The sequence below is a fragment of the Parabacteroides merdae ATCC 43184 genome (assembly GCF_025151215.1).
Taxonomy (GTDB): Bacteria; Bacteroidota; Bacteroidia; order Bacteroidales; family Tannerellaceae; genus Parabacteroides; species Parabacteroides merdae.
The window spans coordinates 3732287-3755719 of sequence record NZ_CP102286.1 but is presented as its reverse complement, the minus strand read 5'-3'; the positions used below and the strand labels follow the sequence as shown (position 1 = coordinate 3755719).

The window sequence follows — 23433 nt, the reverse complement described above, 5'->3', positions numbered from 1 at the left end:
ATGAACAAGACAAATGAAAAAAGGAATAGAGATTAATTAATATACTAATTAGCCCAGGAAAAAATCGCTGATATTTATAGTACACAAGTAGTTTATGAACCATATTTCAAAATTTATTCATTATCTCTACGACTCTATATACATCACTTTCCGAATGCCCATAAGAGATAGGTAAACTTAATGTCGTACGATGTATTTCTTCTGAAATAGGATACTCCCCTTTTAATATACCTTGCATAGCTTTTTGCCTATGAGGAGGTATAGGATAATGAATATCTGTCTTAACTTCATTTTTCAGCAAATACTCTTTCAACATGTCTCTTTTAGGGTGTCGAACATTAAAGATATGATACACATCAAAACAGTCGGAGGTAACTATTGGCTTAATAAAATCTTCCTTTAAACCTTCTATATAAATTTGAGCTAGTTTTCTTTTATGAGCATTTATTTCATCTAAATGTTTTAGTTTGACATTCAATAACGCTGCTTGAATTTCATCCAAACGAGAATTATAGCCAATATAATCATTCTGATATTTGATATTTGAACCATAATTTCTTAACGCTCTAAACACAGAATCAGCTTTTGAATCATTAGTAGTAATAGCCCCAGCATCTCCCAGTGCTCCTAAATTTTTTGTAGGATAAAAAGAAAATGCACCTGTTCCAAAAGTACCAACTTTCTGTCCCTTATATTTAGCTCCATGAGCTTGAGCACAATCTTCTATCAGTTGTAGATTATACTTTCCAGCGAGCTGCATGATAGAAGTCATTTCGCAGGCTTTCCCATAAAGATGAACCACCATTATCGCTTTTGTTTTTTCAGAGATATGTTCTTCGATCTTTAAAGGGTCAATGTTATAAGTACGAATATCTGGTTCTACTAATACAGGTTTCAAGCCACACTGCAATATGGACAAAATGGTTGCAATATATGTATTTGAAGGAACCAAGACTTCACTTCCCTGCGGAAAATCATAAATACGCAAAGCCAGCATTAAGGCATCCAACCCTGAAGCAACTCCAATACAATGCTTGACTCCACAATAACCGGCAAAACTTTCTTCAAAAGTTCTCACCTCTTTGCCCAAGACATACCAGCCACTTTCCAAAAAAGAAGAAAAACACTCCTTATATTCCTTTTCTAAAGACTTATTCGTCCTTCCTAAATTTTCATATTCAATCATAAGGTTCGAAAATATAATCGTTAGGATCAAAAAATTCCGAAGCAAGTACCATCAATATGGCATCTTTACTAAAATGATGCATCGTGTGCCAATCATTCGGATCCAATATCAAACATTTATGAGGTGAATCCAATACAAACTCTTGCTTTTCTACTCCGGTATTATTTGATATCGTACAATGTCCCTGCAAACAAATTGCTGCTTGCATAGTCTTATGATGCCGATGCCCTCCCCTAGTAGAATCATCAACTCCATAAATATAGAAAATACGTTTGATATCAAAAGGTATTACTTTTTCTATCACAGTCAGATTTCCCCTATCATCCGTAAAAGTCTTTAAATCAATTATATGAGCCATTTATTATTGATGTAATAATTTTATATAATGTATTTCTTTAAATCCTCTTCTAACAAAAACTTCCGCAAGATACTTAAAAAATTTCCATCCGGATAAATAATGTTCCATTTTACCTAACGCATATTGTTTTCTCAACTTCACTATCTCTTTCACGTATGGATTAAATAGCAATATAATAGTAGAATCATTCCTCTTATAATAAGGACGAGGAGAAAAATAAAACGGAGTTACAAATACTAATGAATGAAAATGATAAAAAACAAGAGGGAACTGTTTTTCCGTCTCCAATTCTATACCTATTATCTCTTTTCCTTGTTGCTCAAAACGATATTGCTGCATATTCCAAGGAGCGACACCACCACCTAAATGTTGGAGAACGTGCACGCCTTCAAAACGTTCAGGCCAATCATCCAAATATTTTTGATCACCAAAACGTCCATCTTCAAAACGATTATAACACCATTCCAAACAAGCCTTACGCCACCACGTTAGAACTTTACGCCCTTGTTGATTATTCCTAAAATAAACAAATTGAACACAATATATTCCTGTTTTTTCACTTTGATCATATTGAGGCGTATAACGGTGTGGAGTAATTAACACAGACTCGCTTTCATCCATTTCATCCAACAGTATTTGAGGAGAAGCAAAAAAATACAAATCCGCATCAATATAGGTACAATGATCGACATCATAATTATCCAACACATACAAAATCGTTGAAGAAGAACAAGTCCAACAGTATTCTCCCCTACTTCTGGTTGGCTTTACTTTCAATAATTCTTCATCTTCAAACTCTGGCAAGGAAATAACCGTCATATTTGCCAAATAAAGAGATTTTAAAACCGAAAAGCATTCATCATTAAAAGCGAACACATAAAGATGGAAATCTTTACAATGTCGATTCAACGACTCATACATCGCCAATCCTCTGGAGAGATAGCCAGAATCAAAAAGAGTACAGAAATTAAGCATGCGTTTTTAATCTAAAAATATGTCTTAACCGATCTTTAATTCTTGCCCATAAGATCACATATTTAAAATAAAAAATAAATTGTTTTCGAGCATATTCGGATTCTTTAATTTCAATCGGACAAACTAATATCGGTTCTTGCGATAGCTCCACATCAAACTCCTCACTTGTTCCACAATTAGTGCCACTTCCATCACTTCCATTGTGATAAATCAATGATTTACCCGGATACAACGTTAGCTTATCTTCTAAAAAAGCCGATGCATACCAACGTATTGCCCAAGAGCCTATTTCTCCATTAACTTGTCTCTCCAGCATTCGAGTATATGGATAACTTCCTTCAAAATCAAACGTTCTAGTGAGAGACCGTTCTTTCAAACAATGAAGCAATTCACTTCCGTTTGAATTAAACAAATCCCAACCTCGCTTCCAAGTACCCCACCCTAAACAGTCCGCTCCTTTTATGAAAAAAGTATCAGGTAAGCTTTTTTTTATCGGATAAATATATCCATGAACACTTATCACCCGTTCTTCATCTTCATACAAAGACAACGCTTCATTCATAAACTTCAAAAAATAGGGGGAAGTAAGCAAGTCATCTTCTAAAACAATTATCCTTCCAAACTCATTGACAATGGAAGTGACACCATCAATAATATTATTAGCCAAGCCAAAATTCCGATCTCGCTCAATAATACGCAACGATTTAAATCCTGTAATATTTCGAATATAGGAACGAGTTTCTTCCACCCCTTTTTTAGCCGCTTCATTTTTAGGAGCATCAGAGAAAATTATCAAATCACTTTCTGAAGCATATTCATTCTTCAACAATGCTTCAACCGTTTGCTGAGTATGCCACGGCCTGTTATAAGTAAATATAACAATTGGTGCTAATTTCATTTTAAAGTCTCCCGTGCACTAATGATTTATCCAAGACGCCTTTTACATCAAATAAAACGGTCGGCTGGTTACGAACGAAGCCAAAATCCAACTGTTTAAACTCATCATGAGCAACAGCTAAAATAATACCGTCGTATTTCTTGATATCCGACATCTGCTCCAACAGTTCGACGCCATACTCTTCCTTTACTTCATCTCTTAAAGCATAAGGATCATAAACATCTACGTCAACCCCGAAATCTTTTAGCTCATCAATAATATCGACAACTTTTGTATTTCGAGTATCCGGACAGTTCTCTTTAAAAGTAAAACCAAGGACCAAAACCTTACTTCCGACAATCTTTATGCCATGACGGATCATCAGTTTAACAGTTTTAGAAGCCACAAAACGTCCCATTTCATTATTAACAGTACGCCCTGATAGTATTACTTGCGGATTATATCCTAAGCATTGTGACTTGTGTAACAAATAATACGGATCCACACCGATACAATGTCCACCTACTAAGCCAGGAGCAAACTTCAAAAAGTTCCACTTTGTCGCGGCAGCATCCAATACCTCTTGCGTATCAATACCCATCTTATCAAAAATAAGAGCCAACTCATTCATAAAAGAAATATTGACATCTCGCTGCGCATTCTCAATAGCTTTACAAGCTTCTGCGACTTTTATGCAAGAAGCCTTAAATGTACCGGCTTTAATTATGGAGCTATAAAGTTCGTTTATCCTATCTGCAATCTCAGGTGTTGATCCAGATACCACCTTCTTTATCGTTGTCAAAGTATTCTTTTTATCACCTGGATTAATACGTTCAGGGGAATAACCACAAAAGAAATCCTGATTGAATTTCAAACCTGATTCCTTTTCCAATACAGGCACGCAATCTTCTTCTGTACAACCTGGATACACGGTCGATTCGTACACAACAATATCACCTTTCTTCAAAACTTTGCCAACCGTGGACGAAGCCCCTAACAAAGGCTTCAAATCCGGAGTTTTAAATTTGGTTATAGGGGTTGGAACCGTCACAATAAAGAAGTTACAATCATGCAATGCTTCTATATCATGGCTTAATTTCAAGCCTATCGCATGATTTGTATCAGAAAGCGATAGCACTTCTTTCAAAGATGAACTATCAATCTCTCTTGTTCTATCACTTCCACCTTGAAGCTCCTTTACACGAGCCTCATTTATATCAAATCCGACAACCGGATACTTTTTACTAAATTCAACAGCCAATGGCATACCAACATAGCCGAGGCCGATTACTGCTATTTTCATATTCTTCATTTATATATGTACAATAGAACCATTCATACTTACATCTGTATAACCATCTGGCATAATAACCTTTTTATCTGCATTCACTGAAAGCCACGCTCCCCACCAACTAAAAGTACTATTAGCAATAATAAAATGATTACATTGGCTCATTAATTTTAGTTCATAAAGTTCATCTTTAAAATTCTCAACAAAAAAACAAATCCCATTAATCGATAGATTTTCTCTACACCAATTTATATCATCTGAAAAAATAAAAAAGGTAGGATTTTCTACATTTTCAGATATATATTTTATTGCCTTCTTATAATAATCTATACTTATAACAGGTTCGTATTGTATCCTTCTAAAATGAATAGCTACTGCGTTCGATTTTTCTATCAAATCAGAATAATACAAATAAGTGTTATTAATTTCAACTTCAAATCTTAAATCTTTTAACAAAACATCTCGATAGGAACTAAAATCAAAATATTGCCAATATCCTTGAAGATACAAATTCTTATCCGAGTAAATCTTAAAAAAACTATCCAAAGTTTCTAAAGGGTATTTTTGATCTTCTTCAAAAAAATCAAATTTATATGCTAAAAGATGCCTTATATAAGGCATCTTCCTTTGTGCAAAGGATAATAATGTATAAAAGCGTAAAGCTGGCAATAATGAAATTGAAAAGTCTCCTAATCTATAAACTCTTTTATATCCATCATTAGCAAATCCCGTTCTTATATCTAATGTAACTTTGCAATCAGTAATCAAAGATAAGACTTTTGCAAAAGCGTAAATAAATAACTGATTGCCAACTCCACCCCAAACTCTTAAAATAATATCCTTCTTTTTCATTTAAATCTTTTTCTTATCGAATACCTTAATTGCCTATAAGAATCAAGCAAACGATTTTTCTCATACAAATAAAAACTTTCTAACACCGCTTTCTTTAACTGGATAGGATCAACAGACAGATTCTGTCCAGTTTTGTAATAAGAAGTAAACAGTGATAACAACAACTCAGCCCTTTTCAAATAAGTATGATTTTCCATAACACATTCATACCCTCCATTTGAAATCTTCTGACGAAGTTCAGAAGATTCCAGATATATCTGAATAGAAGAAATCATTTCCTTTACATCCATAACCTCAACCAGGTGTAAACCATTTACAAATGGAGAATCTTCAGACAGTCTCTCGGATAACAAAAAAGATCTACATGCCATTACTTCAAATAATCTTGTTTCTGTATCCAAATATTCCTCTGAATGAATATTCAATACTATTTTGGCCCGATTTACCAATTGAACCATATCAGCACCATAAATTCCAACTGCCTCATATAGATTACACGATCTTTTTATTTCATCCAGCCACTTTCTTCGTCGACCAAGCATATTTCCAATAAATAAGACATCAATATCTTTTTTTATTCCCTCTATTGGATAATGTGACATTGGATCAAAGCCATTTAATAGAACAGTTACTTTATCTTCTGTCAACCAACCTTTCTCTATAATTGAACGTTTACAGGCTAATGTGTGAACAAAAACATGTTCAAATAAGCCCGAATTTAACAATCGGTCTTGATCTCTATTCCTTGAAACTAATTCAGATGCCCAAAAGAACTTGGGTCTATTGATTGATTTTAATATTCCTATAGGAAAATCATCTCCTCTTTGTAAGAAAAAATAGTCAAAATCTCCTACTTGTTTTATTCGTTGAATTATATCTTTCCTATGTTTTCTATAATCGATAGTTACTAAATCCACACCTAAAGAGAGGAACGCCTTTGCTAAAAAATGTTCAGCCCCCCAATCTTTATTTTGCTCATGTACTGCAATATATAATAATCTCATTTTATCCTTTCAGTTTTTTCCAATAATAGAAAGCATAAGGTAGTACATTAAACTTACCTGTTTTTCTATGTTCAAAACATTTTATTTGATCAACTAAATCTTCCTTATATGGTGCTATAGTTGCATTCTTCAATATCTCGCAAACTTGCATATATCGATCTTTCCAATTCAAATTTTGTTCCGCATAAATACGAGCCTCTTTCTTAAATACCTTTATTCTATCAATATTATTCAAATAATAAATCATCTGTTCTTGAATCGATTTAACTGAAACTTTACATTGAGGCCAAAAATATCCATCACTACGAGCGTACAAATATTCTACGTCCGCGATACGTCCATTTATTCCACTTTGTATAAATTCATTCATTGGAGCATTATCTGGTACAATACAGGGTAATCCACAAGACAAAGCCTCTGCAACAGTTAAGCCTAAACCATCCAATATAGAAGGATAAACATAAATATCTCCCAAATGATACAGTCCTGGCGCAGCAACAGTCTCCGTCCTCACTTCGATATTTGAACTCAATAATATTGATTGATCATACCTTGCTACATAATTATCTAATGCGACTTGAGATGAATAAGTAATTTTGCCTTATCCTTATAAAAAGCAGGTAATGACAAAAAAGCAGCAATAACAGTATCCGTACCCTTTCTTATCGGATTCATTCCTGCCGAATGAAAGAATGTAATCTGTGATTGTTCACATGATTCTTCAATATTATTAGAGAAAAGATTAATATCTGTACCCCAAGGGATATAAAAACTCTGAGGTAAATCTTTAAACAACCGATAATGACGTTTTGTGTTACATAAAATGTAATCATATATAGCAAAAAAAGGTACTGTTTCTTCAGTATAGTAATCCACATATGTACCAACTTTAATACCTAATTCTTTACACCAAATTACTGGAATCCACCAATTTTGTTCATTAAATAGAACAACATCTATTTGTCGATTTTTAAGCCAATCTATAAAATCTTTTTTTTCTATTCCAGTTGCTCCACAATAATATTTCTTATTTACTTTTCCCCAAGTAACAAAATCACGATCCCATTCTGACTGATTACGAGCATATGATTCTCCACCTCTCGCATATATATACACACTATTGTTTGAATCAGATCGAAGAGCCTCCAAGTATTGTCTGGAAACATAAGCCGCCCCTCGCTCAAACCAAGTCGTTACAATTCCTACATTCATGATAATTTACTTGAGAACAATCTTTTAATTATTTCTGAGATACGAACAGATGTATATCCATCTCCATAAGGATTTTGGGCTTGGCTCATTGCCATATATAATTGATGATTTTCCAATAAAGAAGAAACTTCATCTACAATTTTCATTTTACTTGTCCCTACTAATTTTACAGTACCGGCCTCTACTCCTTCTGGACGTTCTGTCGTATCACGCATAACCAAAACAGGTTTTCCTAATCCTGGTGCCTCTTCTTGGATCCCTCCGCTATCCGTTAATATCAAATAAGATAGCTCCATTAATGAAACAAAAGGCAAATACTCCAATGGATTACAAAAGAACAAATTCGTGTATTTCATTGAAATCGATTCTATCTCTCCAAAAACAGACTCCACAGCTTCCTTAACATGAGGATTCGGATGCATAGGATAAACAAAATCCACATTAGAGTACTTTAATGACAAAGTTTTTATACTTTCACAAATTTGAATAAAAGGTTTCCCAAAGTTTTCTCTTCTATGCCCTGTTATCAAAACTAATACTCTTTCATGTTCTTTCCATTTTGATAATAGCTCAACAGGTATTCGACTCTGCAAAAGAAGATTTTCATTATTGATTTGCAAAGACTTATTTTCTTTTAATAATGAAAGTGCCATGTGCAAAGCATCAATAACTGTATTGCCGACTACTTCAATTTTTGTCGGATCAATATTTTCTTTCAGAAGATTCTTTCTACTCAACTCCGTGGGAGCAAGATGAAATGAAGCAATACGCCCCGTTATCTGTCGATTAATTTCTTCTGGCCAAGGACTATAAATATTATGAGTGCGCAAACCAGCCTCCACATGGCAAACCGGTATTTGAGCATAAAATGCTGCAAGCGATGCGGCCATAGAAGTAGTAGTATCACCATGAACCAATACGACATCTGGTTTAGCCTCTATTAAAACCGACCTCAACTCCAATAATACCCGACTTGTTATATCATATAAATCTTGTCCCGATTTCATAATATTCAAATCATAATCAGGCTTTATTTGAAATATCTCTAAAACCTGGTCTAATAGATCACGATGCTGAGCTGTCACACAGACTTTCACATCAAAAATATTATTATTTTTCTGTAGTGTTTTCACCACTGGAGCCATCTTTATTGCTTCTGGGCGAGTTCCAAATATAATTAGTACATTTATCATATTTTCATTTACACAAATTTGTAAACCATTTAGATTCTACTGAAATATAGGAATAAAAAAAATCTATGTTCTGTTCTATATATTCTTTCGTCAACAAAGAGAAATCCATCTTCATCAAAGATTCTCTTATTTCTAAGGGGAATCTATATTTCAATATTTTTGCAGGATTTCCACCAACAATTGCATATGGTGGAACATCTTTTACAACAACCGCTCCTGCAGCAACTATAGCACCACGTCCAATTGTCACTCCTGATAAAATCAAAGCATTAGTTGCAATCCAAACATCATCTTCCACTATTATTGGCCCTTTTGTATATCCATCATCCTTTCCTATATTATAAATACTTCCTACTGGGAATGTCAATAATCTATCCGCAAAATGATTCCCTCCTGTAACAAATTTAACACCATCTGCAATAGAACAAAAGTTTCCAATAATTAGCTTTTCCTTATTTGTGAAAAAATTTATATCAATCTTTCCATAAGTATAATTTCCCACTGATATCATTCCAAATGGATAATTTCCACATAAATAAGTACTATTATGCCTATTCAAACGTCGCCAACTCTTATTATGAAAATATAACGAAACAGATGTTTTTCTATAATACAACAAAATATTACTTAGAAAAATATCATAAATCTTACTTCTCAATCTAGAAGGTATTTTTTTATATATTTTTACTAACATAATATACGAAATCAATACGTAAAACTATACAGAAACCCCACAATCTCTATAAGCAAAAAAGGCATAAAAAATCTCATAAATAGGATATGTCTGATTTATAATAGAATCTAATTGTTCTCTTAAAATATTTTTCACCATTATATGTACACAACACCACTGATATTTTTAACATAGCATTTTGCTTTTTACAAATTCCAAACAATCTTCGAATATTTTAGATCCTAACAATCTTAATGATAGAATATAAAAAATAGTATATAAAAAAATCTTTGCAAACAAAAGAATATATAAATTAGTCATTCCACTTAATATATAACTTAGCAGTACAAAAAGTAGAACGCTAATAATCAAATAAGATAAGACATCTTTACATATGAAAATAAATCTTATTGGTAGAATCTTCTTCACATAATGATGCCAAAAGAAAAGACTAAGGAAATAAATTCCTATATATCCAATTACCATATTAAATATGCCAAAAGGATATAACACCCCAATTATCAATATCTGGAATATACCTATAAGAACCATTCCCAATAAATAAATATCTGATCGAGAATAAATCATCAATACATTCACATACAACTGAGATAAATATCCTATTGCTCCCCAAAAACAAAACAACTGAAGAAAAGGTACGCTGTCCAACCACTTTTCTCCTAATAAAATCCATACAAATTCTTTTGCAACAAAGGCTAATCCCAACATGGCCGGAAAAGAAATAAATGCGCCAAAACGAACCATCTTTCTAAAAACAAGCACTTGTCTTTCCTTATCATCCATTACCTGAACTAACACTGGCTGTGCTACTCCATTAATCATTCCACCTATTAATTGGTGCCCCATTCCCATCCATTTCTGCCCCTGTGAATAAAAGCCCAACTGCTGTGGGGTATAAAATTTCCCTAAAACAACAGAAAAGACATTGTTGCTTATCTGTGTAAAAATATTTGTCAATATCAATTTTGAGCCAAAGCCAAACATTGATTTCAGAGGGCTAAAATTTATCTGAAATGTAGGTTTCCACGGTGCAAAATATAGTTTCAACAACGAACTGATTCCTATATAAGTTGTCGTTTGTATCGCCAATCCGTAATAAGCAAATCCGTTTAAAGCTAATATGACTCCGATAGTTCCTGAGCAGATTAACGATATGATATCAATCTTCGCCTTCTCTTTAACCATCAACATCTTAAACATATAAGCATTCGATGCAATTCCAAAGCCTCCAAATAGAAAACTTAAAAAGACAATACGAGACAAACCTATTAATTCCGGTTTATCATAAAATTGGGCGATCAACGGTGCACAAAAGAAAAGGATCAAATAGAACAATACTCCTGTTAGCGTACTAAACCAAAATACGGCATTATAATCCTCATGCCGTATTTCCTTTTGATTTGTAAGTGCTGCAGTAAAGCCGCTTTCTTGAATCGTTGAAGCAATCGCGCTAAAGATTGCCAACATTCCAACCATTCCGTAGTCGGATGCATCCAGAATACGGGCCAACATAAGACCAAACACCAAGTTCAACACCTGTTGTACCCCATTACTCAGCCCTCCCCAGAAAAGTCCCTTGGCTGTTTTTTCTTTCAGAGTTTGTTCTGCCATTTATTATTTCATTCCTTTAAAAATTTTCAATAGCAGAAATAAACTCTTCTGATTGATGGCTTAACGCATCAAATATTTCCGCATCATAAGACAATTTTTCTTTATCGACAAGGATCAGCAAGCCGATATCCGAATCCAGCCCTACATTCTCCTTAGCTTGCGAACCATAAAAATTGATATCCACTTCAGGTGCTATTGGGTGAAGCAAATTACTGACTTTATGTATTAATTTTGATCTTTGCATTATTCCTTACATTCCTCCGATTTTCCTTTCTCCAATCTCAATCCACTCTTCATAATTAAGCGAAGTCAGGACAGAATAAATATTATCCGACTGATACAAACTTTTGGTTCGAATGGCCCGGATTATCCGGGATTAAAGGGATTAACAGACCATATTCAACCAAGTCACTCATATACTGTTTGATGTTCTTTGGGGTGATAAGACACTCCCAAATAATACAAACATTTTAAACACAATCGCATTACACAGATCACTGATGCTCCCTTCAATAGCTACGGCGTCTTTTTCTTCAATAGAAAAGGTATAAACCTGACGATGAAAAAGCGGGTTGTCGCTTACTTTCTATTTATTATTGATTTGATTCCAAAAAGATTGGATAATCTTATCTATCTCCCTATGCAATGATAAACAAAGCCATTCTCCTCCAACTCCTTCACATCGTAAATGTTCCGGCCATCCAAGATCAGCGGGGTTGCCATCAGTTTTTTGACGGCCGACCAGGAAGGCATCCTGAATTCTTTCCATTCCGTGACGAGCAGGAGGGCGTCGGCATCCACTACCGCGTCATAGATGTCTTTGGCATAGTGGATGGTGTCTCCCAAACGACGACGGGTTTCTTCCATCGAGACTGGATCGTAGACATACACTTCACAACCGGAAGCCAATAATTTATCAATCAAGACCAGAGAAGGGGCTTCGCGCATATCGTCGGTTTCCGGCTTGAAGGCCAGGCCCCACATAGCGATACGTTTACCTTTCAGATCACCCTTGAAATAATCGTCCAACTTGCGGAACAAGATGGATTTCTGCTCTTCGTTGACCGCCTCGACCGCTTCTAGGATACGCATCCGGTAACCGTTCGACTTGGCCGTTTTGATCAACGCTTTTATATCTTTTGGGAAACAGGAACCTCCATAGCCGATACCGGCATACAGGAAACGGTTGCCGATACGGGCATCCGAGCCGATCCCCTTACGCACCATATTCACATCGGCACCGACAATCTCGCAGAGGTTCGCCACATCGTTCATAAAGCTGATACGGGTAGCCAGCATGGCATTGGCCGCATATTTCGTCATCTCGGCGGATGGTACATCCATGAAAATCACACGGAAGTTGTTCAACAGGAACGGACGGTACAAGCGGGTCATCAACTCCTTTGCACGTTCGGATTCGACACCGACGACCACACGATCCGGACTCATAAAGTCCTTGATGGCCGCACCTTCTTTCAGAAATTCAGGATTCGAAGCAACATCGAACTCAAGCGGCAAACCCCGTTTATCCAGTTCTTCCTGAATCGTCTCACGGACTTTACGGGCCGTGCCTACCGGAACGGTGCTCTTCGTCACGACAAGGAGATGTTTGGTCATGTTGCGGCCGACGGTACGGGCTACTTCGAGCACATACTTCAGGTCGGCACTACCGTCTTCGTCGGGCGGAGTACCTACGGCGCTGAAGAGGACTTCGACCTCGTTCAGGCATTCTGTCAAATCGGTTGTGAAATGGAGACGGCCGGCTTGCTGGTTGCGGTGAACCATCTCTTCAAGGCCGGGTTCGTAGATAGGGATGATACCTTGTTTCAGGTTTGTGATCTTTTCGGCATTTACGTCAACGCAGAAAACTTCGGTTCCCATTTCTGCAAAACAAGTACCGGTGACAAGCCCCACATAACCTGTCCCGACGATAGCTATTTTCATGATTTTATAATCAAATAAAAGTTACGATTAAGTGTTTCCAAATAAAGTTTCGGATACACAAAGGTCCGTCACTCCCACACAAGGAACAACGAAAACGCCACAAAGATAAGAAATTGGAATCATTACACACCTTAAAATCGAGTTATTTGTACAAAAGGACAATACAGAGATAAAAGCACAATCCCTTTCATTCCATCGACAAACCATTACGATCCGTTTCAATTCCGATGCAAAATAGACGCCAAAGATTTTATGGGCTCAAGGAGAGAAAACATTTTCTTCTTGCCAACCGGCACTAAAAATGAATTAATTGTGTAAATTTGCCGTTCAAACTAAATGACCGATGAGCGTAGTAATTAAAGAAGTTACCAGTAAGAAGGAACTCAAAAAGTTCGTAAAGTTCAATATCGAATTATATAAAGGCAACCCGTATCATGTGCCCGGCCTGATCGAAGAAGAGATGGTGACGTTGGATAAAAAGAAGAATCCGGCGTTCGAAGTGTGTGATGCGATCTACTTTTTAGCATACAAAGACGGAAAGGTTGTGGGACGCATCGCAGGAATGATCAACCGCCGGAGCAACGAGACATGGAACCAGAAATATGCACGTTTCGGGTTCGTAGACTTCATTGACGATGCCGAAGTGGTGGATGCCCTGTTCGGTGCTGTAGAAAAATGGGCGGTAGGACAAGGCATGGAGGCGCTGCAAGGGCCGATGGGATTTACCGATATGGATCACGAAGGAATGCTGATAGAGGGATTCGACCAGATCGGGACGATGGCGACCATCTATAATTATCCTTACTATCCGAAACAAATGGAACGTATGGGATATACAAAAGACCAGGACTGGCATGAGTTCAAAATCTATATACCGGACGGAGTACCGGAAAAACATCTGCGTATCGGCGAGATCGTAAAGAAGAAATACGGACTGAAGGTTATGAAGTTTAAGAACGCGAAATCGATCATGCCGTACGCGCAGAAGGTGTTCCGGACATTGAACGAGTCGTACGCGCCGTTATACGGCTTCGCACGTCTGACTCAAAAGCAGATCGACTACTACATCAATATGTACATTCCGATGCTTCGCTACGACCTGGTGACGCTTATCGTCCGTGAGGAAGACGACGAAGTGGTCGGTTTCGGAATCTCGCTTCCCAACCTGTCCAAGGCTATGCAGAAAGCGAAAGGGCATCTTTTCCCGTTCGGTTGGATTTATCTGCTGAAGGCTTTGAAGAGCAAGCCGAAAGTGATCGACCTCTACCTGACGGGTGTCTTGCCGGAATATCAGAGCAAAGGCGTGAACGCATTGCTGTTCAACGACCTGATACCTGTTTACAAGAGTGTCGGAGCTATTTATGCGGAAAGCAATCCGGAACTGGAAACGAACAATGCCGTACAGGCACAGTGGGATTACTTCAAACGCGAGCATCACAAGACAAGAAGAGCATACATTAAACAGTTGAAAGGGAAGAGTTGAAAGGGGAAAGTGATTCTTTATTCTTTTATTCCCAGTCTTTCAATTTTCAACTTTCAATTTTCAATTTTCAAAATGGACGAACTAAATTCAACAATGCAACAGCCGACAGCGTACAACGATGACGATATCAAGACGCTTGACTGGATGGAACATATCCGTCGCCGTCCCGGTATGTATATCGGGAAATTAGGAGACGGTAGTTATGCCGATGACGGTATTTATGTATTGCTGAAAGAGGTGCTGGATAACTCCATCGACGAATATATGATGGGTTACGGTAAAACCATAGAAGTGACCGTCGAAGAAGGCACCGTCTCCGTACGCGACTATGGCCGCGGCGTTCCGCTGGGCAAGGTAGTCGATGTCTCCAGCAAGATGAATACCGGAGCAAAGTACGATAGCAAGGCTTTCAAAAAGTCAGTCGGATTGAATGGAGTCGGAATCAAAGCCGTAAATGCGTTGAGCAGCTATTTCCTGATCACCAGTTACCGGGACGGCGAATGCAAGCGGGTAGAATACAACAAGGCAGTCATCACGGAGGAAGCCCCGATCTGCCCGACGGAGGAGGCAAACGGGACGCTCACCTATTTCATCCCGGACAAAGAGATATTCAAGGATTATCAGTATAAAGACGAATATATCGAGAGTCTGCTGAAAAATTACGTGTTCCTCAACTCCGGACTGACGATTGTCTTCAACGGCAAGAAGTTCCATTCACGCAACGGACTTGTGGACTTGCTGAACGAGAACATGACGACAGAGCCTTTATATCCGATCGTCCACCTGAAGGGAGAAGACATAGAAGTGGTCATTACCCACAGTAACCAGTACGGAGAAGAATATTACTCGTTCGTCAACGGCCAACATACAACACAGGGAGGTACGCACCTTTCCGCCTTCCGCGAAGCGTTGGGACGTGTCATAAAGGAATATTACAACAAGAACTTCGAATACTCGGACATTCGCGCCGGCGTAGTAGCAGCCATCAGCATCAAGGTGGAAGAACCGGTGTTCGAAAGCCAGACAAAGACCAAGTTAGGTTCGAAAGACATGGGACCGGACGGACCTTCGGTCGGCAAGTTTGTCGGGGACTTCATCAAGAAGGAATTGGACAACTACCTGCACAAGAACGCAGAGACATCGGACGCCCTGCTGCGTAAGATCCAGGAATCGGAAAAAGAACGCAAGGCGATCGCCGGTGTGACCAAGCTGGCCCGCGAACGGGCAAAGAAGGCGAACCTGCACAACAAGAAACTGCGCGACTGCCGTATTCACCTAAACGACACGAAAGGCGACAATCTGGAAGACAGCTGCATCTTCATTACCGAGGGAGACTCGGCAAGCGGTTCTATTACGAAAAGCCGCGATCCGAACCTGCAAGCGGTATTCAGCCTTCGCGGCAAACCGTTAAACAGTTTCGGACTGACGAAGAAGATCGTATACGAAAACGAAGAATTCAATTTGCTACAGGCTGCATTGAACATAGAGGATGGATTGGAAGGCTTACGTTACAATAAGGTGATCATTGCGACCGATGCCGATGTGGACGGTATGCATATCCGCCTACTGCTGATCACCTTCTTCCTCCAGTTTTTCCCGGACCTGATCAAGCGGAACCATGTCTATATCCTGCAAACACCACTGTTCCGTGTACGCAACAAGCAGAAGACCTGGTATTGCTACAGCGAAGAAGAGCGTGTGAACGCAATCGCTGCCGCCGGAAAAAACGCCGAGATCACCCGGTTCAAAGGTTTGGGAGAGATCTCACCGGATGAGTTCAAGCATTTTATCGGAAAGGATATCCGCCTGGACCCGGTAACCATGAAGAAAGAGGACCTTGTGAAAGATATGCTGGAGTTCTATATGGGCAAGAATACGATGGAACGACAGAACTTTATCATAGATAACTTAGTTGTAGAAGAAGACGTTATCAATTGATAATTGACAATAAATTGAGAATATGGATAATACGATAAAAACAGGGGAGGGACAGGAATCGACCGATAATTATCAATTGTCAATTGCCAGTTGTCCATTAAAAAGGATCGCTCTTTTCCCCGGAACGTTCGATCCTTTCACGATCGGGCACGAATCGCTGGTAAGCCGAGGACTCGAACTGGTGGACGAGATCATCATTTCGATCGGTATCAACGACACGAAGCGAACCTATTTCTCACTGGAGAAACGGCTGGAGGCGATCCAAGAGCTCTACAAGGACGAACCGCGCGTACGGGTCATGTCGTATGACTCCCTGACAGTCGATTTCGCCCAACAGATGAATGCCGGGTTTATCCTGCGCGGTATTCGTACGGTGAACGATTTCGAATATGAAAAGAGCATAGCCGATGTGAACCGCAAGTTGAGCGGGATCGAGACATTTATTCTTTTTACGGAACCGGAACATACGCATATCAGCTCCAGCATCGTGCGGGAGTTGCTGCGTTACGGCAAAGATATTTCCCAGTTTGTGCCGAAAGGGACAAATCTTTATTAAAAAATAAAAACAATGAAACGAATTTTACTTCCACTCCTTATATTGAGTGTATTTGCCGCCTCGATGTCGGCACAGCGCGGTAACAACATAGATGCCCGCAAGCTCCAGTTGGCCCTGTATGCCATCTCCAACCTATATGTAGACTCTACAAGCGAAACGAAGTTGGTGGAGGACGCCATCGTCGGCATGCTGGAAAAGCTGGACCCTCACTCTACCTATACGGACCCGGAAGAGACGAAAGAGATGACGGAACCGTTGCAAGGTAACTTCGACGGGATCGGCATCCAGTTCAATATGCTGACGGATACTTTATACGTGATCCAGGTAATTCCCGGCGGGCCTTCGGAAAAGGTCGGCCTGATGGCTGGCGACCGCATCATCATGGTGGACGACACGCTGATTGCCGGCGTCAAGATGAAGAATACGGATGTGATGAAACGCCTGCGCGGTCCGAAGAATACGGAAGTGCGGGTAAAGGTCCTGCGCGGCGGAGTGCCCGACCTGATCGAGTTCAAGATCACACGTGGAAAGATTCCGGTATACAGCCTGGATGCCGCTTACATGGCGGATAAGGCTACCGGATACATCAAGCTGAACCGCTTTGCCGCTTCGTCGGCCGACGAATTCCGGGAAGCACTGGAGAAACTGAAGAAACAGGGAATGAAGAACCTGATCCTCGACTTGCAGGGGAACGGCGGGGGATATCTGAATATCGCGATCGACCTGGCCGACGAGTTCTTAGGCAAGGACAAGCTGATCGTTTATACCGAAGGAAACAAACAACCGCGCGAGGAAGCCAAGTCTTCGGCCCGCGGAGGGTTTGAAGAAGGACGTTTGGTTGTGCTGGTAGACGAAACATCCGCATCCGCCAGTGAAATCCTTTCCGGTGCGGTGCAGGATTGGGACCGTGGCGTGGTCGTAGGCCGCCGTACGTTCGGAAAAGGGCTGGTACAGAAACCGATCCCGATGCCTGACGGCTCAATGATCCGCCTGACGGTTGCCCGCTATTATACGCCTACAGGCCGTTCTATCCAGAAACCGTATGTCAACGGCAACCAGGAGCAATACAACCATGACTTGATCGACCGCTACAACCGGGGCGAACTGATGAGTGCGGATAGCATCCATTTCCCCGATTCGATGAAGTACAATACGCTGGAGACGAAACGCATCGTCTATGGCGGCGGCGGTATCATGCCGGATGTCTTTATCCCGGTCGACACCTCGCGCTACACGGATTATCACCGCAGCGTCGTGGCTGCCGGCCTGGTGAACCGCATCGCCATGAATTATTTGGACCGTCATCGTGCCGAACTGAACAAGAAATATCCGAAGTTCGCCCAATACAAGCAGAACTTCAACGTGACAGACGACATAATGCAAGAACTGGTCACACTGGCTAAAGACGACAAGATCGAGTTCAACGAAGAGCAATACAACCGTTCCAAGCCGCTCATCATGCTCCAAATCAAGGCGCTTATCGCACGCGACCTGTATGATATGGCCGAATACTTCCAGGTCATCAACGACGACAACGAAAGCTTCCAGGAAGCCTTGCGCCTCATCAACGACGAACAGCGGTACAAAAAAGAATTGGGACGGTAAACCTATTATCGATAATACTTCCTATATTTGTATTCATCAACGAAAAGAAAGGAACACAAAAGATGGACACAACGATGAAAACGATAGAACTTACTTTGCCGGATTCGGAATTGCCTTTCATTAAGACAATAGCGAAGAAATTCGGATGGACTCTGACAACCAAACACACAAAAACTCAGAAAAGTCTTGATGAAGGCATTGCCGATATCAAAGCCGGGCGTGTTCGCGAAGTTTCTACGGATGAATTAAAACAAATGATGGGATTATGAGTTCATACACGATCCTAATCACTAAACGATTTGAAAAGGACTTGGAAATATGTAAGAAGAGGGGACTAAAACTTAGCCTCCTCTATACTGTAATAGAGCAACTCAAATTGAACGGGACATTACCAAAACAATATCGTGCCCACAAACTAAGTGGTAATTATGCTAACTATTGGGAATGCCATATTAAAGGCGATTGGTTATTAATATGGGAGCAAAACGATGATGAACTCATTTTGATATTAACCTCAACCGGAACACATTCAGATTTATTCTAAAGGATTATGTACTGGACACTTTTTCTGACATTCGTCAAAATAGGGACTTTCACTATCGGGGGAGGATATGCGATGCTGCCCCTGATACAGCGGGAAGTGGTAGATAAAGGATGGCTTTCGAAGGAAGATTTCATCGACCTCTTCTCCGTAGCCCAGTCCTTGCCCGGCATTTTCGCCGTGAACATCTCTATTTTTGTAGGATATAAACTGAAAAAAGTGCCAGGTGGTATTGTTTGCGCTTTGGGAAGCATCCTTCCCTCCTTCTTCATCATTCTGGCTATCGCGCTGTTCTTTACACACGTGCAGGACAACGTATGGGTAGAGAAGGCGTTTAAAGGATTGCGTCCGGCGGTCGTCGCCCTGATTGCCGTGCCTTGCCTGACAACGGCACGTTCGATCAAGATGAGTTACAAAGAGCTGGTTATCCCTATCGCTGCCGCACTGCTGATCTGGCAGGGAGGGTTGTCTCCTGTGTGGATTATTCTGGCAGCTATCATAGGAGGACTTGTTTACGGACTGAAAATAAAGAAAGACTGATATGATCTGGTTGCAATTATTCTATGTATATCTGAAAATCGGGATATTCGGTTTCGGTGGCGGCTATGCGATGCTCTCCCTGATACAGGCAGACGTGGTGGACCGCTACGGATGGATTTCGTCACAGGAATTTACGGATATCGTCGCCATCTCGCAGATGACCCCCGGGCCGATCGGGATCAACAGCGCCACCTATATCGGATATACAGCCATCCACAATGCCGGCTATTCGCCCGCGATGGCCGTATTAGGCTCCTGCCTAACGACATTTGCCGTCTGCCTGCCCTCTTTCCTGCTAGTGCTGGCCATCTCATACGCCTTTGCAAAATTCAGGAACAACAAATATGTAGCAGCCGCGTTCTACGGCCTTCGTCCGGCTACGGTCGGCCTGATTGCGGCAGCGGCTTTGCTATTGATGAATAGCGAGAACTTCATCGACTATAAAAGTTTCCTGATCTTCGGGGCTGCGTTCATCCTCACCTGGAAGTTCAAGATCAACCCGATCCTGATGATTATCCTGGCAGGAATCGCCGGGATAGTTCTCTATTGGTAAATTTTACCGCAAAAGTCAAGACTTTCGTAACAAGAAGTCAGGACCTTCAGAGTAAAAAACCTGGACTTCCACAATCAATATTCAGGGCTTTCTCTCAAAAAACACCCTTATTTCAAGTCAGGCTTTCATCGATAGAAAGTCCTTCTTTGTCGAGGAAACGCTCCTCTTTTTCTAATCTGATTGTGCAGGCTTTCATCCTGTTGTAGTTTTGCTTTCGTAAAAAGGTAAAAAGATTGTCAGGTTACAAAACGAAAGCATCATGAAACAGATTTCTTCCCTACTCCTCTCCTGCCTGCTTCTCCTGCCCGCCGGGATGAATGCGGAGGAAGACGCACCCAAACAATGGACGCTTCGCGATTGTATCGATTACGCCCTGGAGCATAACATCACCATACAGCGGAACCGCATCAGCGCCGAGAGTGCCCAAGAAGACGTAAAGACAGCCAAGGCGGATTTCCTGCCTTCCTTGAGCGGGAACATCAGCCAGCGCGTCGTCAACCGCCCGAACAGTGCAAGAGGCACCATCATCAGCGGCGATAACATCACGACAAGCGAAAGCAAAACCTCGTACAACGGCAGCTACGGCATCGACGCCAACTGGACTGTGTATAACGGCAGCAAACGGGTGAACACCGTCAAACAACAGAAGCTGAACAACCGCATCGCCGAACTGAACGTGGACGAAAGCGAAAACTCGATCGAGGAAAGTATCACCCAACTGTATGTACAGATCCTCTACTCGGCCGAAGCTGTCAAAGTAAACGAATCGACACTTGAAGTAAGCCGGAAAGAGTTTGAACGGGGACAGGAATTGTTCAACGTCGGCAGTATCGCCTCAAGCGACCTCGCCCAACTGGAAGCGCAGGTCAGCAGCGACAACTACCAGCTGGTGACCTCCCAGGCTACCCTGCAGGATTATAAGTTGCAATTGAAACAGCTTCTCGAACTGGACGGAGACATCGAAATGGACCTCTACCTGCCGCAACTGAGCGACAGCAACGTCCTGATCCCGCTTCCCGAAAAAGACGATGTCTACAACACCGCCCTCAGCCTGCGTCCCGAAATAGAAGCAGGAAAGCTGAACGTGGAGAGCTCGGACCTGAGCATCAAGATGGCACGTGCAGGATATCTCCCGACCTTAAACCTCAGCGCAGGCATCGGAAGCACGAATGCCAACGGCAGCGACTTCAGCTTCAGCGAACAGGTCAAGCAGAACTGGAACAACTCGCTGGGACTGACCCTCAGCATCCCCATCTTCGACAAGCGGCAGACGAAAAGTTCCATCAACAAGGCCAAGCTGCAAAAGCAGACTAGCCAGCTGGACCTGCTGGACAACAAGAAGACACTCTACAAGACCATCGAAAACCTCTGGCTAGCCGCCAACAGCGCACAACAGCAATACGTGGCAGCTTCACAGAAGTTGAAGAGCACGGAAACCAGCTACTCTCTCGTCAGCGAACAATTCAACGTCGGCATGAAAAATACAGTAGAATTGCTCACGGAAAAAAATAACCTGTTAAGCGCACAACAGGAAACGCTCCAGGCCAAATACACGGCCATACTGAACGCAGGCTTGTTGCGCTTCTACCAAGGAGAAGAAATCAATTTATTCTGAGACATGACATTAGGGGTGAACCGCTAATGAATATATTCACTCTCTTTTTGTTTCGGAGGATGTGTCAAAATCTCCTTATCTCCGCGCCTGACGCAGGAACAAGGCACTTTTGGCACACCTCCCTTGCAAAAGGGATCGACATCCAGAAAGAAATAAAAACAGATAAAGATATGAACAAGAAGAAACTAATTATCGGTATAGTAGGCGTATTGGTCGTGGCCGGAGGCATCTGGTTCTTCACAGGCAAAACGTCGAAAGGCGGTATCCGGCTCGAAACCGCCAAAGTGGGCCGCAGTTCCATTTCGAACACGGTAACGGCAACCGGAACAGTCGAGCCGGTAACGGAAGTCGAAGTCGGCACGCAGGTGTCCGGTATCATCGACAAGTTGTATGCAGACTATAACGACGTGGTCAAAGCAGGGCAGTTGATCGCCGAAATGGACAAGGTCAACCTGAAAGCCGAACTCGCATCCGCCGAGGCACAGCTGGCAAGCAGCAAAAGCGAATTCGAGTACCAACAGAAGAATTACGCCCGCAACAAGATCCTCTTCGAAAAAAAGCTGATCAGCGACTCGGACTATGAAACGTCCACATACAACTATGAGAAAGCAAAAGCCGCCTACGAACAAAACCAAGCGGCAATGGTCAAAGTGAACCGCAACCTCGAATATGCGACGATCACCAGCCCGATCGACGGTGTCGTGATCAACCGTGCCGTTGAAGAAGGACAGACCGTAGCCGCCGGCTTCGAGACTCCGACCCTGTTCACCATCGCGGCAGACCTGACCAAGATGCAGGTGATAGCCGACGTGGACGAAGCCGACATAGGTAACGTAGAAAATGGGCAACGTGTCTCCTTCACCGTCGACGCCTACCCGAACGACGTATTCGAAGGCACGGTCATGCAAATCCGCCTCGGCGACAGCGAAAGCACCAGCAGCTCTTCTTCCACCTCGACCTCGACGGTCGTTACCTACGAAGTGGTGATATCGGCCGATAATCCCGACCTTAAATTGAAGCCGCGCCTGACAGCCAACGTGACGATCTTCACGCTGGAACGCGATAACGTGCTGACAGTCCCGACCAAGTCACTCCGCTTCGTACCGGATGCCGGGATGTTGACGCAACTGGGCTACATCGTCTCCGAAGCCGGCAAGGAAGCCCCTGCCGGGAAACGTCTCGTATGGATCAAGAACGGGCAGGAGCTGAAGCCGAAAGCCGTTACCGTCGGTTCCACCAGCGGAAACATGATCGAGATAACCGACGGCCTGAACGAAGGTGAAGAATTGGCTGTCGATCTCGAAGCCTCCTCCATTACTCCGGCAGCCGAAGCCGAAACGGAAAGAAGCCCGTTCATGCCAGGCCCTCCGGGAAGCAATAAGAACAAGAAGAGTGCCAAGTAGGG

At 41.4% G+C, this 23433-nt stretch carries 24 protein-coding genes; 10 read left to right on the top strand and 14 right to left on the bottom strand.

The window, feature by feature from the left end:
• Positions 1 to 106: 106 nt before the first annotated feature.
• From NQ542_RS15355 to NQ542_RS15290, 14 genes are all read right to left on the bottom strand, one after another.
• Positions 107 to 1186, bottom strand: a complete 1080-nt coding sequence (locus NQ542_RS15355; RefSeq protein ID WP_005635510.1) for a DegT/DnrJ/EryC1/StrS family aminotransferase — start codon at positions 1184 to 1186, stop codon at positions 107 to 109.
• Positions 1179 to 1544 carry a sugar 3,4-ketoisomerase gene (locus tag NQ542_RS15350; protein ID WP_005635509.1) on the bottom strand — a complete coding sequence of 122 codons (366 nt, stop codon included), beginning with the start codon at positions 1542 to 1544 and terminating at the stop codon, positions 1179 to 1181. The genes NQ542_RS15355 and NQ542_RS15350 overlap by 8 nt, the downstream gene beginning before the upstream one ends.
• 3 nt (positions 1545 to 1547) lie before the next feature.
• Positions 1548 to 2363 (bottom strand): glycosyl transferase, encoded by an 816-nt coding sequence (locus tag NQ542_RS15345; protein WP_224204866.1) that lies wholly within the window; start codon positions 2361 to 2363, stop codon positions 1548 to 1550.
• 148 nt (positions 2364 to 2511) lie between these two features.
• Entirely contained in the window at positions 2512 to 3417 is a 906-nt protein-coding gene (locus NQ542_RS15340; protein WP_005635507.1) for a glycosyltransferase family 2 protein, read from the bottom strand.
• Position 3418: 1 nt separating this feature from the next.
• The gene (locus NQ542_RS15335) at positions 3419 to 4708 is read right to left on the bottom strand and encodes a nucleotide sugar dehydrogenase (RefSeq protein WP_005635505.1); all 1290 of its coding nucleotides are present in this window, start codon (positions 4706 to 4708) and stop codon (positions 3419 to 3421) included.
• Positions 4709 to 5539 (bottom strand): alpha-1,2-fucosyltransferase, encoded by an 831-nt coding sequence (locus tag NQ542_RS15330; RefSeq protein WP_005635503.1) that lies wholly within the window; start codon positions 5537 to 5539, stop codon positions 4709 to 4711.
• A complete protein-coding gene (locus tag NQ542_RS15325) occupies positions 5536 to 6543 on the bottom strand; it encodes a glycosyltransferase family protein (RefSeq protein ID WP_005635501.1) in 1008 nt (335 codons plus the stop codon). Before NQ542_RS15325 ends, NQ542_RS15330 begins: the two co-directional genes overlap by 4 nt.
• A 1-nt stretch (position 6544) precedes the next feature.
• Complete coding sequence (locus NQ542_RS15320) at positions 6545 to 7075, bottom strand: glycosyltransferase (RefSeq protein WP_167454923.1); 531 nt, start codon at positions 7073 to 7075, stop codon at positions 6545 to 6547.
• Positions 7076 to 7110: 35 nt separating this feature from the next.
• Positions 7111 to 7755 carry a hypothetical protein gene (locus NQ542_RS15315; protein WP_005635497.1) on the bottom strand — a complete coding sequence of 215 codons (645 nt, stop codon included), beginning with the start codon at positions 7753 to 7755 and terminating at the stop codon, positions 7111 to 7113.
• Positions 7752 to 8948: a non-hydrolyzing UDP-N-acetylglucosamine 2-epimerase gene (gene wecB / locus NQ542_RS15310; RefSeq protein ID WP_005635495.1), complete on the bottom strand. Its 1197-nt coding sequence runs from the start codon at positions 8946 to 8948 to the stop codon at positions 7752 to 7754. The genes NQ542_RS15315 and wecB overlap by 4 nt, the downstream gene beginning before the upstream one ends.
• A gap of 4 nt (positions 8949 to 8952) precedes the next feature.
• On the bottom strand, positions 8953 to 9606 hold the full coding sequence (locus tag NQ542_RS15305; RefSeq protein ID WP_224204168.1) for a CatB-related O-acetyltransferase: 654 nt from the start codon (positions 9604 to 9606) through the stop codon (positions 8953 to 8955).
• Positions 9607 to 9807: 201 nt separating this feature from the next.
• Entirely contained in the window at positions 9808 to 11253 is a 1446-nt protein-coding gene (locus NQ542_RS15300) for a lipopolysaccharide biosynthesis protein (RefSeq protein ID WP_005635487.1), read from the bottom strand.
• A 16-nt stretch (positions 11254 to 11269) separates the two neighbouring features.
• On the bottom strand, positions 11270 to 11497 hold the full coding sequence (locus NQ542_RS15295; protein WP_005635486.1) for a hypothetical protein: 228 nt from the start codon (positions 11495 to 11497) through the stop codon (positions 11270 to 11272).
• A 386-nt stretch (positions 11498 to 11883) separates the two neighbouring features.
• Positions 11884 to 13197 (bottom strand): UDP-glucose dehydrogenase family protein, encoded by a 1314-nt coding sequence (locus NQ542_RS15290; protein WP_005635484.1) that lies wholly within the window; start codon positions 13195 to 13197, stop codon positions 11884 to 11886.
• Positions 13198 to 13540: 343 nt separating this feature from the next.
• Between NQ542_RS15290 and NQ542_RS15285 the strand changes: the two genes are divergently transcribed.
• The 10 genes from NQ542_RS15285 to NQ542_RS15240 all read left to right on the top strand — a co-directional run bounded on the left by NQ542_RS15285 (position 13541) and on the right by NQ542_RS15240 (position 23431).
• Positions 13541 to 14680, top strand: a complete 1140-nt coding sequence (locus NQ542_RS15285; protein WP_005635482.1) for a hypothetical protein — start codon at positions 13541 to 13543, stop codon at positions 14678 to 14680.
• A gap of 72 nt (positions 14681 to 14752) precedes the next feature.
• Entirely contained in the window at positions 14753 to 16618 is a 1866-nt protein-coding gene (locus NQ542_RS15280) for a DNA topoisomerase IV subunit B (protein ID WP_005635480.1), read from the top strand.
• A 22-nt stretch (positions 16619 to 16640) separates the two neighbouring features.
• Positions 16641 to 17174, top strand: a complete 534-nt coding sequence (gene coaD, locus NQ542_RS15275) for a pantetheine-phosphate adenylyltransferase (protein WP_005635479.1) — start codon at positions 16641 to 16643, stop codon at positions 17172 to 17174.
• A gap of 12 nt (positions 17175 to 17186) precedes the next feature.
• Positions 17187 to 18779 (top strand): S41 family peptidase, encoded by a 1593-nt coding sequence (locus NQ542_RS15270; RefSeq protein ID WP_005635477.1) that lies wholly within the window; start codon positions 17187 to 17189, stop codon positions 18777 to 18779.
• A 74-nt stretch (positions 18780 to 18853) separates the two neighbouring features.
• On the top strand, positions 18854 to 19048 hold the full coding sequence (locus NQ542_RS15265) for a hypothetical protein (RefSeq protein WP_224204166.1): 195 nt from the start codon (positions 18854 to 18856) through the stop codon (positions 19046 to 19048).
• Positions 19045 to 19323 carry a type II toxin-antitoxin system YafQ family toxin gene (locus NQ542_RS15260; RefSeq protein WP_005635473.1) on the top strand — a complete coding sequence of 93 codons (279 nt, stop codon included), beginning with the start codon at positions 19045 to 19047 and terminating at the stop codon, positions 19321 to 19323. The genes NQ542_RS15265 and NQ542_RS15260 overlap by 4 nt, the downstream gene beginning before the upstream one ends.
• A 6-nt stretch (positions 19324 to 19329) precedes the next feature.
• On the top strand, positions 19330 to 19860 hold the full coding sequence (locus tag NQ542_RS15255; RefSeq protein WP_005635471.1) for a chromate transporter: 531 nt from the start codon (positions 19330 to 19332) through the stop codon (positions 19858 to 19860).
• A 1-nt stretch (position 19861) separates the two neighbouring features.
• Positions 19862 to 20413, top strand: coding sequence for a chromate transporter (locus NQ542_RS15250; protein ID WP_005635470.1), 552 nt, complete (start codon positions 19862 to 19864; stop codon positions 20411 to 20413).
• A gap of 259 nt (positions 20414 to 20672) precedes the next feature.
• On the top strand, positions 20673 to 22028 hold the full coding sequence (locus NQ542_RS15245) for a TolC family protein (protein ID WP_005635468.1): 1356 nt from the start codon (positions 20673 to 20675) through the stop codon (positions 22026 to 22028).
• A gap of 170 nt (positions 22029 to 22198) precedes the next feature.
• Positions 22199 to 23431, top strand: coding sequence for an efflux RND transporter periplasmic adaptor subunit (locus NQ542_RS15240; RefSeq protein WP_005651393.1), 1233 nt, complete (start codon positions 22199 to 22201; stop codon positions 23429 to 23431).
• Positions 23432 to 23433 lie beyond the last annotated feature (2 nt).